The 15,616-nt window shown below is 64.8% G+C and carries 14 protein-coding genes and 1 pseudogene; 5 read left to right on the forward strand and 10 right to left on the reverse strand.

Annotated elements, in window-relative coordinates:
* The first annotated feature begins 25 nt into the window (after positions 1-25).
* Entirely contained in the window at positions 26-994 is a 969-nt protein-coding gene (locus LZD57_RS15920) for a TRAP transporter substrate-binding protein (RefSeq protein WP_233720468.1), read from the forward strand.
* A 626-nt stretch (positions 995-1,620) separates the two neighbouring features.
* On the opposite strand, the gene LZD57_RS15925 is transcribed toward LZD57_RS15920, so the two are convergent.
* From LZD57_RS15925 to LZD57_RS15970, 10 genes are all read right to left on the reverse strand, one after another.
* Complete coding sequence (locus tag LZD57_RS15925) at positions 1,621-3,363, reverse strand: ABC transporter ATP-binding protein (protein ID WP_233720469.1); 1,743 nt, start codon at positions 3,361-3,363, stop codon at positions 1,621-1,623.
* The gene (locus LZD57_RS15930; RefSeq protein WP_233720470.1) at positions 3,360-4,136 is read right to left on the reverse strand and encodes a hypothetical protein; all 777 of its coding nucleotides are present in this window, start codon (positions 4,134-4,136) and stop codon (positions 3,360-3,362) included. The genes LZD57_RS15925 and LZD57_RS15930 overlap by 4 nt, the downstream gene beginning before the upstream one ends.
* The gene (locus LZD57_RS15935; protein WP_233720471.1) at positions 4,133-5,893 is read right to left on the reverse strand and encodes a hypothetical protein; all 1,761 of its coding nucleotides are present in this window, start codon (positions 5,891-5,893) and stop codon (positions 4,133-4,135) included. Before LZD57_RS15935 ends, LZD57_RS15930 begins: the two co-directional genes overlap by 4 nt.
* A 4-nt stretch (positions 5,894-5,897) precedes the next feature.
* Positions 5,898-6,713 carry an ABC transporter permease gene (locus LZD57_RS15940; protein WP_233720472.1) on the reverse strand — a complete coding sequence of 272 codons (816 nt, stop codon included), beginning with the start codon at positions 6,711-6,713 and terminating at the stop codon, positions 5,898-5,900.
* A gap of 9 nt (positions 6,714-6,722) precedes the next feature.
* A complete protein-coding gene (locus tag LZD57_RS15945) occupies positions 6,723-7,664 on the reverse strand; it encodes an ABC transporter permease (protein ID WP_233720473.1) in 942 nt (313 codons plus the stop codon).
* A 7-nt stretch (positions 7,665-7,671) separates the two neighbouring features.
* A complete protein-coding gene (locus LZD57_RS15950; RefSeq protein WP_255699985.1) occupies positions 7,672-9,147 on the reverse strand; it encodes an aldehyde dehydrogenase in 1,476 nt (491 codons plus the stop codon).
* Between the two features lie 107 nt (positions 9,148-9,254).
* A complete protein-coding gene (locus tag LZD57_RS15955; RefSeq protein ID WP_233720474.1) occupies positions 9,255-10,769 on the reverse strand; it encodes an ABC transporter substrate-binding protein in 1,515 nt (504 codons plus the stop codon).
* A 108-nt stretch (positions 10,770-10,877) separates the two neighbouring features.
* On the reverse strand, positions 10,878-11,498 hold the full coding sequence (locus tag LZD57_RS15960) for an amino acid synthesis family protein (RefSeq protein ID WP_420844825.1): 621 nt from the start codon (positions 11,496-11,498) through the stop codon (positions 10,878-10,880).
* Positions 11,495-11,887 (reverse strand): carboxymuconolactone decarboxylase family protein, encoded by a 393-nt coding sequence (locus tag LZD57_RS15965; RefSeq protein WP_233720475.1) that lies wholly within the window; start codon positions 11,885-11,887, stop codon positions 11,495-11,497. Before LZD57_RS15965 ends, LZD57_RS15960 begins: the two co-directional genes overlap by 4 nt.
* Positions 11,887-12,687 (reverse strand): alpha/beta fold hydrolase, encoded by an 801-nt coding sequence (locus tag LZD57_RS15970; RefSeq protein ID WP_233720476.1) that lies wholly within the window; start codon positions 12,685-12,687, stop codon positions 11,887-11,889. Before LZD57_RS15970 ends, LZD57_RS15965 begins: the two co-directional genes overlap by 1 nt.
* A 141-nt stretch (positions 12,688-12,828) precedes the next feature.
* Here LZD57_RS15970 and LZD57_RS15975 point away from each other — a divergent pair, with 141 nt between their 5' ends.
* The 4 genes and pseudogenes from LZD57_RS15975 to LZD57_RS15990 all read left to right on the forward strand — a co-directional run.
* Positions 12,829-13,557: a GntR family transcriptional regulator gene (locus LZD57_RS15975; RefSeq protein ID WP_233720477.1), complete on the forward strand. Its 729-nt coding sequence runs from the start codon at positions 12,829-12,831 to the stop codon at positions 13,555-13,557.
* Positions 13,554-14,534, forward strand: a complete 981-nt coding sequence (locus LZD57_RS15980) for an aldo/keto reductase (protein ID WP_233720478.1) — start codon at positions 13,554-13,556, stop codon at positions 14,532-14,534. The genes LZD57_RS15975 and LZD57_RS15980 overlap by 4 nt, the downstream gene beginning before the upstream one ends.
* A 25-nt stretch (positions 14,535-14,559) precedes the next feature.
* Positions 14,560-15,300 carry a GntR family transcriptional regulator gene (locus LZD57_RS15985; RefSeq protein WP_233720479.1) on the forward strand — a complete coding sequence of 247 codons (741 nt, stop codon included), beginning with the start codon at positions 14,560-14,562 and terminating at the stop codon, positions 15,298-15,300.
* 53 nt (positions 15,301-15,353) lie between these two features.
* A pseudogene (locus tag LZD57_RS15990) lies at positions 15,354-15,547 on the forward strand (IS5/IS1182 family transposase); the annotation flags it as partial.
* Between the last annotated feature and the right edge of the window lie 69 nt (positions 15,548-15,616).

Below are 15,616 nucleotides of genomic sequence, written 5' to 3' on the forward strand. Positions count from 1 at the left end.
GCCGGCACAAACGGGAGGAAAAATCATGCGACGACTGACCGCTGCACTTGCCGCGCTCATGCTTTCCACGGGGCTCGCGGCCGCGCAGGAATACACCATCCGCCTCGGTCACGCCCAATCCACGACCGACGTGTTCCACATCGGCGCTGAAAAGTTCAAGGAGGAGCTGGAAGCGGCGACCGACGGCCGCGTCGAAGTGATCATCTATCCGTCGAGCCAACTGGGTGCGATCCGCGACATGATCGAGGGCCTGCGGGTCGGGACCGTCCAGGTGGTGCTCGACGCGCCGAGCCGGCTCGCCACCTACACGCCGCTCGGCGATCTCTTCAAGACGCCGTACCTCTTCGAAACCCGCGAGGAGGGCGAGGCGATGTGGAACTCCGAAGGCGGGGCAGGGGTCATCGACACCATCGCCGAAGCCTCCGAAATCCGCATCCTCGCCGTCGCCTGGCGGGGCGCGCGCCACATCACGGCCAACCGCGAGATCCACACGCCCGAAGACATGGAGGGCCTGAAGATCCGCGTGCCGCCGACGAGCCTGCCCGTCGCCATGTTCGAGCGCCTCGGCGCGAGCCCGACCCCGATGGACTTCAACGAGGTCTATCTCGCCCTTCAGCAGGGCATCATCGATGCCCAGGAAAATCCGCTCACCACCAACTGGACCAACAATTTCCAGGAGGTCACGGACTATCTGGTGCTCACCGGCCACGTGAAGGACTTCGCCGGCTTCATGATGGGCGAGGCCTATTTCGAGAGTCTGCCGAAGGACATCCAGGAGGCGGCCGTCGAGGCGGCCCGGTCGGCAAGCGCGGTCATCGGGGACTATGTCGTGGCGGAGGAAGAGAACTTCATCCAGAAATTCCGCGATGCCGGCGTCACGGTGATCGAGCCCGATCAGGCCGCCTTCGAGGCGCGTTTCGACGGCTTCATGGAAGAGTTCAGCCCCGAACTCGCCGAGCAGGTCACGCGCTTGAAGGGCGGCGCGTCGAACTGACCGTCGCGTTTCGTCGCGGTCGAAGCCGCGACAGGCCGCTGCGACGTGCCATCGTCCGACACCGTCGTTCGGTCGAAGCGCGAGGCGTCCCGTGGACCGGTCTCACCCGGACCGGTCCCGCCGGCCGTCACGCGACGGGACTGGCTCGTCGAGACGCCGGCAGAGTTGCGCTCGTCGTCGCCGTCCCCTTGTCGGAGCCGTCAACCCGAAGCAGCCGCTGAAAAGCGTCTGCTCATTTGAAAAACACCGGTCTCCCTGCGAGAGCCGGCTCGGGAACCACCGAGTCGGCTCTCGTGCTGCAGCCGATCTGACCGGTCGATACTTGACCGGATCCTTGAGGAAGAAGCGGCCGAGCGGGTTCTGGTCGAAGTTCGCGACGTTCTTGCGGGAAACGTTGATGTGGGGGCTGCAATAGAGGTCGATCCCGGCGACGTCCTCCTTCGCCTGCTTCTGCAGGTGCGTCTTGCCTGTCGGACAGCGGCTCACCCCGCTTCGGCTGTCGACGGCGGCGTGCCGTGCACGCGCGGCGTCCCACGCGCTGGCCGACCCCGCTTCCCGGTTGCACCGCCCGGCAGTGTCCTTCCAGGCGCGAAAGGCTCGACGGATCATTCATCCGCCCGCCGCGATCAGAGGCCCGCGACGAAGTGGGTCGGAGCGACTTCGGTCAACGCCCGTCGTGGCGGGACGTAGTCCAACGGCCGGATCGGCGAGGGCAGCTCGCCGGTCTCGGTGCCGATGATCCGGTGGCGATCCTCGACCGGTTCCGGGACCGGCACCGCGGCCATCAGCTGCTGCGTATAGGAATGCTTCGGATTCCCGATCACGTCGGCACGAGGCCCGATCTCGACGATCTCGCCGAGATACATCACCGCGACGCGGTGGCTCACCCGCTCGACGATCGCCATGTCGTGGCTGATGAAGAGATAGGCGAGGCCCATGTCTTCCTGCAGGCTGATCAGCAGGTCGACGACATGCGATTTGACCGAGACGTCGAGGGCCGAAACCGCCTCGTCGGCGATGATGACCTTCGGATCCAGCATCAGGGCTCGCGCGATGCAGATGCGCTGCCGCTGGCCGCCGGAGAATTCGTGCGGCAGCCGCGAGATCATCGCGGTCTCCAGCCCGACCCGTTCGAGCAGATGTTCGGCTTTTTCCTGCGCCACCTTTTTCGAAGCGAGCCCGTGGCAGAGCAGCGGTTCGGCCATCGTCGCGCCGATGGTCTGCTTCGGATCGAGGGAACTGAACGGATCCTGAAACACCATCTGGATGTTGCGCCGCAAATTGGCGAGGCTCGCCCGATCGGAGGGATCGACCCGATTGCCGTCGAAGACCACGTCGCCGCTGTCTGGCGGATCGAGGAACAGGATGCTCCGCCCGGTCGTCGATTTGCCGCAGCCGGACTCCCCCACGAGAGACAGCGTCTCTCCCGCATGGAGATCGAAGCTCAGGCCTTCGACGGCGTGCACGCGCCCGACCTTGCGATTGAACGCTCCGCCGCGCACGTCGAAGCGGGATACGAGATCCTTCACGCTGAGAACCGGACGCGGTCGTTCGTGCGGTGTCCGGGGCGAAAGCACGGCGTTGCCGGATTGGCCGAGGCGCGGCACCGCCTCGATCAGCATCCTCGTATAGTCCTCGCGCGGATGCTCGAAGATCTCCCTCACCGAGCCGGTCTCCACCGTCATCCCCTGCTGCATGACCATCACCCGGTCGGCCATGTTGGCGACGACGCCCATGTCGTGGGTGATGAAGAGGATCGCCGTGCCGCTGTCGCGTTGGACCTCGTTGAGGAGGTCGAGGATCTGCGCCTGGATCGTCACGTCCAGAGCGGTCGTCGGCTCGTCGGCGATCAGGAGTTTGGGTGAGCAGGCGAGCGCGATGGCGATCATGATACGCTGGCGCATGCCACCGGAGAACATGTGCGGATAGTCGTCGAAGCGGCGCTGCGCGTCGGGTATTCGCACCCGGTCGAACAGCCTGATGCCTTCCTGCCGCGCTTGCGCGTCGCTGAGCGGCCGGTGCTGACGCAACATTTCCTTGATCTGCGTGCCGACGCGCAGAACCGGGTTGAGGCTCATCATCGGTTCCTGGAAGACCATGCTGGCCACCTTGCCGCGCATCTCCCGAAGGACGGATTCCGGCGCGCCCAGCACTTCCTGGCCGTCGAGAACGATCGAGCCGTTGATCGATATCTCACGCGCGGGGAGCAGACCCATGACCGCCGTCGCGGTGACGCTCTTGCCCGAACCGCTTTCACCGACGACCGCCAGCGTTTCACCCGGATCGATGTGGAGAGCGACGTTGCGCACGGCTTCGTAGCGGCCGAAGGCTATGTTCAGGTTGCTGACCTTGAGGATCGGCTCGGTCATGCCGCCGTCCCCGCCGGCTGGGTGAAGCCGGCCTGCGCCCGTGACCGCTCGGAAGAGGGCATCCAGGTCAGGACTTCGAGATCGTAGATCGCCTTCAACGTCTGCGCACTGACGGGAATACCGCGCGCATGCGCGGTGCTGATCGCTTTTGCAGGATCGATGGTCTCGGCTGCATCGGCATCAATCTGGAAGGGAGTGGCCCGAGCGACGATCGTCAAGGCGTCCTGACGCGCGGCCGCCTCGGCGAGGACTGGGGATTGCCTGATGTCGTCGAGCAGGGCCGCGAGCAGGGTCGTCGTGCCCGTTCCGGCCGAAAGCCGCATCTTGTCATCACCCCTGCTGGCAACGTACCACGCGCATGCCTTTGCAGACGGCAGGAGGGCGATGGACGACAGCCCGTATTCCGCTCCGGTGAGGAGGATGGCGGCAATGAGAGAAGCTTCGGAAGCGCCGGCGATTCTCGCAACGCCGAGCGGAGCGTCGCCCGCATGGGCGGCGAGATAGTCAATCGCCGGGGGCCCGACTTCGAGAAGTGAGACACCTTGCGCATCGATCGCCAGGGTGCCGTCCGCCGCGATCTCGTGGAGCGGTCCCGACGCCGGCCTGTGCTGCATCCCGGCGATCTCGTCGAGTATTTTCGGCGAGATCGCCGCGGCCGTCGCAGTGAGATGCGAACCCCGATCCGCGATAGGGAAGGGATAGCCCAGCGCACGGAGCGACCAGGGCAGGACGCGCGTCAGTTCGGAATAGGCGACGGTGAACGCGTTCGTCACGAGAGGATCCTTTCCATGTCGGCTTGGCTGGACGCGGCTTTCGATCGGTCGGGCGAAAAGTCCGCGGGCAGCGGCTGGTCCTGAAAGAACGTCCCGCGGACGTACCGGATGGAAAGCGGTGTCGATCCCCGAATGCCGAGGGAGGCCAAGAAGAACCGGATCAGATCGGCCGGGCGGAAGTCGCGATCGGCAAGCCCGCCCCAAATCTCCGCGTAAGCGAGGCCGTCGAGATACTGCACGCGTGAGATCGCAAAGTGCAGTTCCGGATGCGCGAGAACGACATCTCCGGCGAGCACGTCGTCGTCATGGCTGGCAAGGACTGCGGCAAGCCGATGAATCAGGCCGATATGGTCGATGAAGGATTCGAAGTGCTCGTGTTGATCGACGATCCGTTCGCCGCGCCGCTGTTCGCCGTTGTCGGCGGAATGGTACCAGAAGTGCTGATGGCTGGCGGCGAGCGTGCGATCGCTGCGAAGCGCCCAGCCATAATTGCGGCGCAGGATGTCTCGCAACGACCTGACCGTCATCTCGGGCTTCAGGCTTCGACGGCGGGCGGCCCCGATCTTCAGATAGGGGGCGACGGCGTCGCAGAACTCCGGAACCAGGTCGAGCAGCATGCTGTTCAACTGCTCGCGGCTCTCGGGGTCGATCCGCTCCGCGAGCGCATCCGCCAAGTCATTCCACCGCTCGAGTGCGGGATCGTCGATTGCCGCGTCCACACGCTTCAGATCCGCGATGATCACCTCGTTCGACGCCACGTAGTCTTCGCTCTGGGGGTCGGTACGCCGGTAGATCCCGATCGTGTGGGCGATGGTCTCGTGCATTTTCGCCCGGCCCGCGTCGGTCACCTTCTGATGCTTGGCAAAGGCGATCGCCGTCTCGCGCACGACCACCCAGGTCGCCACCCAGTGCGGCCAGCGCTGCAGCGCCACGCACATCCCCTGGCCCGAGGAGTTGCCGATGCCGAGCTGGCGGGCGATCGCCGGATCGAGCTGGGCGGCTGCGGGATTGCGCTGCCGGGCGACGGCATTCGCGAGGTCGATCGAGACCAGCCGCACAAGATAGACGGCGAAAAGATCGGCGAAGAACGGATGGGCGAGAGGATGATCCTCGGGAATGCCGAGGAAGGAGACCGATCCGTTGCGGCCGCTGCTCTGGAATCCGCCATTGCGCATGAGATAGCCGTTGGCCTGTTCCGCCGGCGGCTGTTCGCCCCGAGCGAGCCAGTCGACCAGCGTATCGAAGTGCCGGCTGCTGCGGTTCGCAGGCGTCCAGCCCATGACGTCGGCATCGGTGCGCATCGCGAGGCCTTCGGACTTGGTGTCGAAGGTCGCGAATTCCCGGGCGATGCGCTCTTGGTCGGCAACCCCGACGAAAAGCGCGCCGAAAAGGTCGCGGTTTGCGCCGTCGGAGCGTCGTCCGACCTTTTCGATGCCGTCCCACGGATAGGCGCGTGCGATATAGGTGAACTCATGCCCGCCGGCACTGATGTGATAGACGAACTTGGCGGCGGCGTCGTCCTCGCACACCGAAGAGACCAGTTCGATCCGCCATTCCTCGCGCGTCATCTTGCGGATGAGAACATCGGCAAAGCTCAGCCGCGAGGCCTTGAAGCATTTCAGGCTGTCGACCCGCATCAATTCGGCGGCCGGTCGCATCAGGCGTTTCACCTCGCCGGCGTGCTGCGCCCCGCAATGGCGCTGGAGACAATCCTCGAGATAGCCGGGAAGGTCGGGGGAACTCAGATGTGCAGGCATTGACTTACTCCGCGACGCGGGGGCGTCTGGAAAATGCGTCGTTCATGCTCGAGCCGACGAGGTAGAAGGTGAAGACGGTGAGGGCGACGGCGGCGCCCGGTCCGAGGCTGAGCAGCGGACGGATCGGCAGGAAGCTCGAGCCGTCACGCACCATTCCGCCCCAGTCTGGAGCCGGCGGCGGTACGCCGAGACCGAGAAAGCTGAGGCTCGCCGACGTAAAGATCGCCAATGAGACGTTGATGGCGAACTGCGACCAGACGACCCGCATGGTGTTCGGCATGACGTGCTTGCGGATGATCCAGAACGAACTCGCGCCGGTGGCTCTCGCTGCCTCGACGAACAGCATCTCGCGCACCACGAAAACCTGGCCGCGCACCAGCCGCGCCACCGTCGGGGCGGTGACGACGCCGAGCGTAATGGACAGATTGAATACCGAGGGACCGAGCATGGCCGTGATGATCAGCGCCAGCACCAGGCCGGGGAGGGCGATGAAGATGTCGATGACCTGAACCAGGATGAAATCGACCCAGCCTCGGAAAAACCCGGCTGCCAGGCCGATCGGCGCACCGATCAGGACCGCGACGATCGCCGCCGCAGCGCCGACCTGGAGCGAAACGCGCGTCCCGAAGAGCACCCGCGAGAAGACGTCCCGGCCAAGCTGGTCGGTGCCGAAAAAGTTTGCGGCGGACGGTGCGCCGAGAATATTCGTCGTGCTGGCCGTGGGTGGGTAGGGCGCGATCAGGGGCGCGAAGACGGCTGCCAGCGTGATGACGGCGAGAAGGATCAGGCCGAGGACGAGGCGTGCGGGAAACTTCTGCATCGTGGCGCCTTACCTCGCGTGCCGAACGAGCGGATTGACGATCCCGTAGGCGAGGTCCGCGAGAAGATTGAGAAGCATCACGCCGACGATGATCACCATCCCGACCGCCAGCATGACCGGAAAGTCGCGGGTGTTGATCGCATTCACCAGAAGTCGGCCCATGCCCGGCATCGAGAACACGGTTTCCGTCACCACCGCGCCGCCGACGAGCTGGCCGAGCGACAATCCGGCATAGGTGATCAGCGGCAGGATGCTGTTCGGGAGAATGTGTCGATAGGAGATGCGCGTCTCCGAAAGACCTTTCGACCGCGCCGCGCGCACGAAAAGGCTGCCGCGAAGGGATTCGTACTCGGCGCGGTAAACGAGGCTGAAGGAACTGAAATAGAAGGTCGTCAGGGTGACCACCGGCAGGATCATGTGAACGAGGTGCGCACCGATGCCGTTCGACCAGGGCGACCAACCCGTCGTCGGCAGCAGGCGGAGTTCGACGGCGAAGACGTAGATCAGAAGCAGGCCGAGGAAGAAGTTCGGGATCGTGATCCCGACGACGCTCACAGCGGCCGTCACCCTTTGCACGTAGCTGCGCATGAAGGTCACGGAATTGATCAGGGACGAGCCTGCAAAAGCGATGAGGATCGCCCAGACCGCAAGTTCGAGCGTCAGCGGCAGGGCGTCGGCGATCATCTGTGCGACCGGCTGCTGGGTCGCATAGGAGCGGCCGAGATCGCCGGTCAGGGCGCTCCCCATCCAGTCTCCGTAGCGCAGCAGCAGCGGCTGGTCGAAGCCCATCCTCTCGTTGAGCTCGGCTACCGCTTCGGGCGAGGCGTTTTCGCCGAGCATGATGGCGGCCGGGGTTCCGAGAAACGAGGTGACGGACGCAAAGAGGAGAAACGTCAGGAGGACGACGTTCGGCACCATGATCGCGATCCGCGAGGCGATGAGCGCTAGCATCGGTGGATCAGCGCATCACGAAGGGATCTGCGACCCTCTCGCCGGAGAGATCGGCGAAGATGGCCTTCGTCTGCGTGTAGTCGTGGATCGCCTCGATCCCGCCCTCGCGACCGTAGCCGCTGTTGGCCGAGCCTCCGAACGGCATCATGTAGGAGGTGACGCGGTAGGTGTTGATCCAGAAGCGCCCCGCGGGGATCGCGCGAGCGGTCCGGTAGGCCTTGCCGAAATCCTGCGAGAAGACGCCCCCGGCGAAGGCATAATCGGAGTCGCGGGCGAGGGCGATCGCCTCCGCTTCGTCGGAAAAACGCAGGACGCTGAGGACCGGCCCGAACAGTTCGTTGCGAACGATCGGATAGTCCTGGCTGTCGCAGGCGACGATAGTCGGCTCGAAGTACCAGCCTTTCGAACGTCCCGCCCGGCCACCACCGGTGAGGATCCTGGCTCCCGCCTTCGAGGAGTCGTCGAGCAGTCGCTCGATGCGGTCGCGCTGCCGGCGGGTGGCGAGCGGCCCCATGTGGACATCCTCCCCCATCGGATCGCCGATGACGATCTCCTTCGCGCGGGAAAGGATGCGTTCCAACGCCTTGTCGTAGATCTTGTCCTGCAGGAGCAACCGGGAACCTGCGGCGCAGCTCTGGCCGCTGGCGGCGAAGATTGCCGAGGTGACCCCGTTCACCACGCTGTCGAGGTCGGCGTCGTCATAAACGACGACCGGCGATTTGCCGCCGAGCTCGAGCGAAAGCATCGCGATGTTCCGGGCGGACGAGGTGATGACCTTGCGCGCGGTCTCGACGCCGCCGGTGAAGCTGACGCGGCGCACCAACGGATGCGAGACGAGCGTCTGCGCGCAGGGATTGGCCGAGCCGGTCACGATGTTGAAGACGCCCTGCGGAAGGCCTGCACGGTCCATCACCTCGGCGAAGGCCGCGATCGCCGCCGAAGCGTCTTCGGAGGGCTTCAGGACGATGGTGTTGCCGGCGGCGAGGGCCGGAGCGATCTTGAACGCCGCCAGTTGCAGCTGCGAGTTCCAGGGCACGATCGCGGCCACGACGCCGAGCGGTTCGCGCAGGATGAGCGAAAGGGGCGCAGTGTCGCCCGAGGCCGGGATCCGGCCTTCGACCTTGTCGGCAAGCCCGCCATAGTAGTCGTAGATCTCCGCGAGATTGCGCGCCTGCCAGCGCGTCTCCCGGAGCAGCTTGCCGGTATCGGTCGTCTCCGCAATCGCCAGTTCCGGCCCGGCGGTTTCGAGCTCCGCCGCGATGCGCTTGAGGATCCGGCCGCGATCGCGCGGGGTCATGCGGGCCCAGGGACCATCGAGATAGGCGGCATGAGCGGCCTTGACCGCGCGGTCGACGTCCTCGGCGGTCGCTTCGGGGAAAGTCGCCCATTCCTCTTCGCTGGCCGGGTTCGTCGACGTGAAGCGCCTCCCATCGCTCGCTTCGCAGAACGCGCCGTCGATATACATCTGGTAACTTGCGGACATGATGCGGATCCGTCTTTTTCGTGAGGACGGCGGGCTCGGCCCGACGCAGGGGGAGGCGGAGGACGGAGCGTTCGAATGCGTGCCCTGTCCCGTTGGGGATCTGCCGATCAGCCCTGGCTCTTCCAGACGTAGCGGAAGCGCGGGATCTGATCGGGCATCGCGACGAAACCGTTGACCGACTTGCGCATCGCGTTGAACTCGCTGCTGAAGCCGACCGGCATGTATGGCAGGTCCTTGGAGATCTGCATCTGGATCTGGTCGTAGAGGTCCTTGCGGCGCGCCTCGTCCGACGTCCGGCGCGCCTCGTCGATCCACTTGTCGACCTGCGGGTTGCCGTAGCCGGTCGAGTTTGCCGTCCCGTCGCTCGCAAAGAGGTAGTGGATCAGGCCGTCCGGGTCGGCGCGCTGCGACCAGCGCATCGGCGTGAACTGAATGCTGCCGGCGACCGTCCGCGCATAGTACTCGCTTTGCGGAACCGGTTCGAGCTGAACGTCGAGGCCGACGGCGTCGAGATCTTCCTTGGCGAGTTCGGAGAAGCGGCGCAGCGTGTCTCCGCTCGGCGCGGCAAGCCGGAGGGTGGTTCCCTGAAGCCCGGCATCCGCGATGATCTTGCGGGCAAGCACCGGATCGTACTCGTACTCTTCGAGCTTGGCCGGCGTCCACCACAGCCCGTCCGGCGTGAAGCCGTTCGAGACATTGCCCTCACCGGCCCACAGAATCTGGTTGATCCGCTCGCGATTCAGGGCGTGGGCGACGGCGCGGCGCAGCTCCGGATTGTCGTAGGGCGCCGTGTCCCACTTCCACTGCAGCGAATACCAGGGCCCGCTGTTCGAGGGGACGAGTTCGATATCCGGACTTGCCTTCGCAAGCTGCGTATCGAGCGGATCCAGCTGACTGATGAAGTCGATCTCGCCGATCATCATCCGCTGGATGCCGACCAGGTTCGACGGAATGTCGTTGAAGACGACCGCGTCGAGATACGGCATGTCGCCCTGCCAGAAGTCGTCGTTGCGCTTCAGCGAGATGGTCGATCCGCGCGTCCATTGATCGAACACGAAGGGGCCGGTGCCGACAGGATGGGAGCCGGCGTCCTTGCCGAATGTTTCGGCAGCCTTCGGCGATGCCATCAGACCTGCGCGATCGGCCAGCAGCGCGAGCAGCGGCGGGTAGGGCTGCGCGAGGTCGATGGTGACGGTGTGCTCGTCGGTCGCCTCGACGCCGGTAATGACACCTTCCAGAAGAGAGCGCTGCGACGATCCTGTCGCCGGATCGAGCCTCTTGTCGAGGTTCCACTTGACGGCTTCTGCGTTGAAGGGCGTGCCGTCGTGGAACTCGATGCCCTGTCTGAGGTGAAGAACCATCTTCTTTCCGTCGTCCTCGAAGTCCCAGCTTTCGGCAAGGCCCGGCTTGAGGGAGAAATCGGGATTCACGTCGATGAGGGAATCGAACATCAGGAACAGAACCTGCCGTTCGGTCCATTGCGCCGACTGGATGGGGTCGAGGGTGCGGACATCGCTGATGAAGCCCACATTGAGGGTCCCGCCGGAAACGGGCGTCCCCTCCTGCGACCAGGCGCTGAAGGGAAGGGCCGTCGTCAGCAGAAGGCCCCCGAAAGCGGACATCAATTGCCGTCTGTTCATCATGCTCTCCATGTTGGCCTGTTTCCGGAAGGGAGCGCCGAACCCGGGGTTCGGCCGTGAGAGGCCGACCGTCGTCCGACTGGAATTAAGTCAGGATGGATTCTGCAGAGGTCTGCCGGCCTGATCGACGCCCATCATCTTCATGTCGAGGAAGCGATCGCCGATACGGTGATGGGGGCGCCCGCCGCTTGCCGCGCCGATCGCGACGACGATCTCGTCTGCCGCCGGCGCGTCGGGGACATGGAACTCCACGGTCAGGAAATGCGCCCGAGAACCCTTTCGCCCCTCCGACTTGTTGGTCATCGGAATGGTGATCGCGGTGCCGACGCCGGCGCGCTTGTTCGTGAAGGGCAGGAAGGAGTCCCCCTGCGCGCCGGCTCGAAAGGCGTTTCCGAAGTGCAGCGTGTGGATCAGGCCGGCCGCGTGTTCGATCTCGCCGCCGGAGCCCGTCACGGCCGCTTTCCCATAGGCCTCGATACCTTCGGGGCCGCCCATGAGCGCCACGAGGCGCGGCACGAGAGCATCTCCGAGAACCCGTGCCGCCTGGTGAATGCCCGGCTGAAGATCTTCGACGAAGCCCTGTTCCGCCCACGGGTTGCGGATCACCGCCGCACAGGCCGCCATCCGCAGCGGCTTTGCAGCGAGCCGCCCGCCTTCGGCGATCGTGTCCTCGACGTAGTCGACGACCTTGCGGATGAAGATATCGCTCACGAAGCCGCCCCTTCGGCATCGAGTTCGGCAAACACCCGATTGGCGATCCGGTGGCATTCCACCCCGACGGGGACGCCGCAATAGACCGTCAGATGGGTGATCAACGCATCCAGTTCGTCCCGCGTCACGCCGTTCCGGATCGCGCCACGGAAATGCAGCTCCCATTCGTGCATCCGGTTCAACGCGGCGATCATCACGATGTTCAGCATGCTGCGCGTGCGGGCTTCGATCCGGTCGTCGCCCCAGGCCGCACCCCAACAGAACTCGGTGATGAAGGTTTGAAACCCTTGGGAGAACTCGGTGGAGCGGCTTAACGAATTCTCGACATACTCGGGCCCCAGCGTCGCCTTCCGGCGTTCCAGACCGCGGTCGAACAGCTGCTTGTCCATCAGGCGTCACTTTCCGAAGTGCGTTCGTCTTCCAGCACGAATTCGCGGATATGCTTCGCGATGAGCGGCGAAGCCTCCACCAACACGCTGTGTTTCAGTTTCGGCAGGATCTTCAGCTCGGACCGGGGTATGAGCCGGTGCATCGTTTCGGCCATTCGCACATTCGACCCCTGGTCGAACTCTCCGGTCATGACGAGTGTGGGCAGATCGATCGCGCCCAGTTCGTCGACGAGTTCCGTCGTTCCGAAGACACGGTAGGCCTCGAGATACGACGGCAGATGAACGGCCTTCAATTCGGCGATGCGGCGTTCGATGATTTCGGGATGGCGCGCCGCGAACTCCGGCGTGAACCACCGGTCCTGCGCGGCCCCGGTGATCGCGTCGATGCCTCCTTGGCGGATCATGTCGAGGCGGTCGACGACCTTTGCCCGCTCCTCGGGCGTACGTCCCGCGACGGCTGAGAGAATGACGAGGCGGCTGAACCGGTCGGGCCATGTCAGCGCAAGCTTCTGGACGATCAGCCCGCCGAGGGAGAAACCGGCGACGGCTGCCTTCTCGACCCCGGCGTCATCCATCATCCGGATGATGTCGGCTCCGAACGCTTCGATCGAATAGGTCGTTTCGATGTTGGCGGAAGCTCCGTGGCCGCGGAGATCTTGGCGCAGGATGTCGAAGCTGCCGGCAAGCTCGGCGACGACGCCGTCCCAACTGCGCAGGCCCGCGCCGACACCATGAACGAGCACGAGTGGGAGTCCGTCGCCGCTTCGCTCGAAATTGATCAGGCCGTCGCCGGTTCTCATCGCGGCTCCTTGGAGGTGGGCCCCTTCATGTCTGTTGGTATACCATCGGACAATATGACGGTCAACGCCGCTTTTGCGGTTGCGGAAACGCCATGCGGCGGCTAAGGCCCTGCGCCAGGGACGAACGAGCGGGAGGCGAAATTGCAGGGTATCGAGCGCTTCGCACCGACGCATATGCCGACCTTGCGGCAACAGACGGCGGATGTGCTGCGGGAAGCTCTGATGACCGAAATGTTCCACCCCGGGGAAAAGCTCGTCGAGCGGAGTCTTGCGGAGCGCACGGGGGTCAGTCGCACGAGCATCCGCGAAGCGCTCAGCCAGCTCGAAGCCGAAGGCCTCGTGACGCGGATCCCCGGCAAAGGTGTCTCGGTGACACGTCTGTCGCCGCGAAATGTCAGGGAAATCTACGAAGCGCGCGTCGTGCTGGAGACATCGATGGCGCGCTTCTTCGTCGAGCGCGCGTCGGCAGAGCACATCGCGGCGCTGGAGGCGGCGGTTGCCGAGGCGGAGGCCACCAATCGCCCCGACCAGGCGCGGGAGCATGCCAGCAAGCTCGACGATGTCGCGGACATCATCACCCAGGGCGCCGACAACGAGGTCATGCGCCAGCTCGCATTCGTACTGCGCACCCGGATGACCTACCTGCGGACGATAACGGCCCGTGTCGCCACATCGGAACGACGGCAAGAAACGATGCGGCGCCTCAACGCGATCGCCGCATCGCTGAAAGCGCGCGACGCCGAGACCGCAATGCGCCTGACCCGGGAATATGTCGAACGGTCGGCGGAATTTGCAGTCGCCACCCTGCAATCCATGGAAACGAAGACCACCCGAGCATCGGCGGCTTCTCCGAAGGACACGATGCCATGAAATATGTGAGGCTCGGAAAAAGCAATCTGAAGGTGTCCCGACTCTGCCTCGGCGCGATGGGCTTCGGTTCGAAGGACTGGCGGGCATGGGTCCTCGACGAGACCGCGTCGGCGCCGATCGTCGCACGGGCCCTGGAGCACGGGATCAATTTCTTCGACACATGCGACTTCTATTCGGCCGGGGAAAGCGAGCGTATCCTCGGGCAGACACTCGTCCGCAGGCTTGCGCGCGACAGCTTCGTACTCGCCACGAAGGCCGGCAATCCCATGGGGCCGCACTGCAATGCCCGCGGCTATTCCAGAAAACATCTCTTCCAGGCGATCGATGCCTCGCTGACGCGGCTCGGCACGGATCATGTCGATCTCTTCCAGACGCATGTCTGGGATGGCGAAACCGAGCTCGACGAGCTCGTCGAGGCCATGGCCGACATCGTGAGAATGGGGAAGGCGCTGCATGTCGGCGTGACGACCATGCCGGCCTGGACGCTGGCTCTGTGCCGTGGCAAAGCCGGGCGGGCGGGCCTCCCGCAATTTCTGTCAATGCAGTGCGAGTACAATCCCGCGCATCGGGAATGTGAGCGGGAGCTTCTGCCCTACTGCCGGCATGAACAGATCGCCGTCATTCCGTTCAGCCCGATGGCGCGGGGCTTTCTGTCTGCCGATCGCCGCCAGGCGGACGACGTGACGGAACGCACGCGCAGCGACGACTACACGACCAAATACTACCACCGTCCGTGCGACTTCGAAGTGCAGGCCGTGATTGCGCAGATCGCCGGCTCGCTCGGCCGCACGCCTTCGCAGGTCGCGATGGCCTGGACGCTGGCCCAGCCGGGCGTGACGGCGCCGATCTTCGGGGCGACTTCGGCCGCGCATGTCGACGAGGCGGTCGCAGCGCTTGACATCGCCCTTTCACCGGAAGATCTCGCCAAAATCGACGCCGCTTATGGCACGAGGCCCTTGTCCGGCTCCGGGCACTGATCCGGTGGGAACTGAAGGCACAGACATGTCCGCTACCGTTGCTCCGCAGCCAAGATCTGCACGACGGGATTCCTCAGATGTCGGCAGTCTGCGCGTCACGCCCGCGCCGCTGCTGCGCAAACAGGTGGCGGATGCGCTGAAGGGCGCCATCGCCAGGGGCGAGTTGTGTTCCGGCGATCGCCTCGTCGAGCGCGTTCTGTGCGAAAGGCTGGGCGTCTCCCGCGCCTCCTTGCGGGAGGCGTTGCGCGAACTCGAGAACGAGGGGCTCGTGACGGAGGTGCCCAATCGGGGGCTGATCATCTCCGTCATCACGCGGAAGGTCGCAAGGGACATCTTCGATATCCGGGCTTCACTGGAAAGCCTCATTTGCCGCCGGTTCTGCGAGAATGCGTCGGAGGCACAGATGGCGGAACTCGGCGAGATCCATGACGACTTGGTCGCCGTCTATGGCGAGGGCGATCCGATGCGGATGATCGCCGCCAAGACCCGCTTCTACGATCTCCTGATGGCCGGGGCCGGCAACGAGGAGGCGGAGCGGATGCTGCGAAGCGTCCATATCCGGGTTTCGCAACTGCGCATCGTCTCGCTTTCGGAGCCGGGCCGGCGGAAGGCGTCGCTCGCCGAACTCAAGGCTCTCGTCGAGAGCCTGGCCGCTCGCGACGGAAGGCGCGCCGAAAGGCTCAGTCGGCGGCATGTCGAGATGGCGGAAAAGGCTGCGGCCACCAATGTCCCGATCACGGTGGATGTCTCGGGAAAAATGCCATGAGCGGCCACACGGGTGGCCTCGAGACCGTCACGACGCGCCGGATGTCCTGCAGCAGATCCGAACGCGCTATTCATGGCTTCGTCGTTCTGCCCAGCCGATGGGTGGTGGAGCGAACCGTTGCCTGGCTCGGCCGATGCCGCAGGCTGGCGAAGGACTTCGAGAACCGATCTCGAGCGCCGGGGCCCGGATCCATGTCGCGCAGATCAGGCTGCTAACACGCCGGCCCGCGAGATGCAGTCACGTCTGAACGATTTCGAGGCGGGCACTCGGTTCGATGCCGATCGCGGCGCACAACCGCTCTCGGCCCGATGACCTG

The organism is Jiella avicenniae, assembly GCF_021390325.1.
In the GTDB taxonomy this organism is placed as follows: Bacteria; Pseudomonadota; Alphaproteobacteria; order Rhizobiales; family Rhizobiaceae; genus Jiella; species Jiella avicenniae.

Excerpts from the sequence above, each read along its gene's own strand:
- LZD57_RS15920 (WP_233720468.1), top strand. The coding sequence starts at position 26 with ATGCGACGACTGACCGCTGCACTTGCCGCGCTCATGCTTTCCACGGGG.
- LZD57_RS15925 (WP_233720469.1), bottom strand. The coding sequence starts at position 3,363 with ATGACCGAGCCGATCCTCAAGGTCAGCAACCTGAACATAGCCTTCGGC.
- LZD57_RS15935 (WP_233720471.1), bottom strand. The coding sequence starts at position 5,893 with ATGCCTGCACATCTGAGTTCCCCCGACCTTCCCGGCTATCTCGAGGAT.
- LZD57_RS15940 (WP_233720472.1), bottom strand. The coding sequence starts at position 6,713 with ATGCAGAAGTTTCCCGCACGCCTCGTCCTCGGCCTGATCCTTCTCGCC.
- LZD57_RS15945 (WP_233720473.1), bottom strand. The coding sequence starts at position 7,664 with ATGCTAGCGCTCATCGCCTCGCGGATCGCGATCATGGTGCCGAACGTC.
- LZD57_RS15950 (WP_255699985.1), bottom strand. The coding sequence starts at position 9,147 with ATGTCCGCAAGTTACCAGATGTATATCGACGGCGCGTTCTGCGAAGCG.
- LZD57_RS15955 (WP_233720474.1), bottom strand. The coding sequence starts at position 10,769 with ATGTCCGCTTTCGGGGGCCTTCTGCTGACGACGGCCCTTCCCTTCAGC.
- LZD57_RS15965 (WP_233720475.1), bottom strand. The coding sequence starts at position 11,887 with ATGGACAAGCAGCTGTTCGACCGCGGTCTGGAACGCCGGAAGGCGACG.
- LZD57_RS15970 (WP_233720476.1), bottom strand. The coding sequence starts at position 12,687 with ATGAGAACCGGCGACGGCCTGATCAATTTCGAGCGAAGCGGCGACGGA.
- LZD57_RS15980 (WP_233720478.1), top strand. The coding sequence starts at position 13,554 with ATGAAATATGTGAGGCTCGGAAAAAGCAATCTGAAGGTGTCCCGACTC.
- LZD57_RS15985 (WP_233720479.1), top strand. The coding sequence starts at position 14,560 with ATGTCCGCTACCGTTGCTCCGCAGCCAAGATCTGCACGACGGGATTCC.